This window comes from Vibrio sp. D173a (genome assembly GCF_030248475.1).
Genome location: NZ_JAHGAH010001011.1, coordinates 1 through 836 on the forward strand (window position 1 = coordinate 1; position 836 = coordinate 836).

The 836-nt window shown below is 36.7% G+C and carries 1 protein-coding gene; it reads right to left on the minus strand.

From position 1 onward, the window contains the following. Nucleotides 1-314: LysR family transcriptional regulator (locus KIV40_RS30940; RefSeq protein ID WP_285353121.1), on the minus strand; the 314-nt coding region annotated here is incomplete at its 3' end. Between the last annotated feature and the right edge of the window lie 522 nt (nucleotides 315-836).

Below are 836 nucleotides of genomic sequence, written 5' to 3' on the forward strand. Positions count from 1 at the left end.
CTCACGCTCGCATCGACTTCTTTTAGGTTGAGCTCGTCTGGGACCACAAGTTGTTTTACTTGCTCACATAAAGCCTCTACTTGCGGCTTAATACGTTCAGCTTTAGGGGTAAGAAGTTGGTTGTTACCCGATCTGACCAACAAAGGGTCGTTAAACATCGTTCTTAAGCGAGTGAGCTGTTTACTTACCGCAGGCTGCGACAAAAACAGTAAGTCTGCGCTCTTAGAAACGTGTTTGTGTTCAAGTAATACGGACAGGGTTTTGAGCAAATTGAAGTCGAGCCCTCTCAACTTGGCAATATCGCTATTTCTCATAGTTATAACGACCTGATTTTATTATTTCTGATTGTTATTAAGCATAGATGAAATAAAAGATTCCGCCTGTCAGCAAGAGGTTAAGATACAAAAATCAAGATTAAATGCGTCAAGATTGTTAATGATTATTTTGGTGAGATCGCTCGCAGTTTTTATTGTGTTTGAAACGGTATAGTGAATTTTTGGAGGGTTTTTGTACGTTTATCTTGATTGTCTCATTTATGAGGCAGATGTTTTTAATAAAAGCTTTGATTAAATGTAACAAGAATTTTATAAGATAATAACAGTCGGCTAGGGTGTCTGCGGAAGCAAATAATAAATATATAACGGCTTCTGATGGTGTTGTTGTTCTGGAATTGCCCTATGAAAATAAAACATAAGCTATATGGCCTTACTGGCCTAGCGATTAGTGCACTTATTGTTATTGTGTTAATCACTGAAATCAGTAACTTAAAGCTCATTAAGTTAGAAAAAACGCTCATTGAAGTAAAAGATCTAGAAATATCGCTTCAAGAGTTAAAA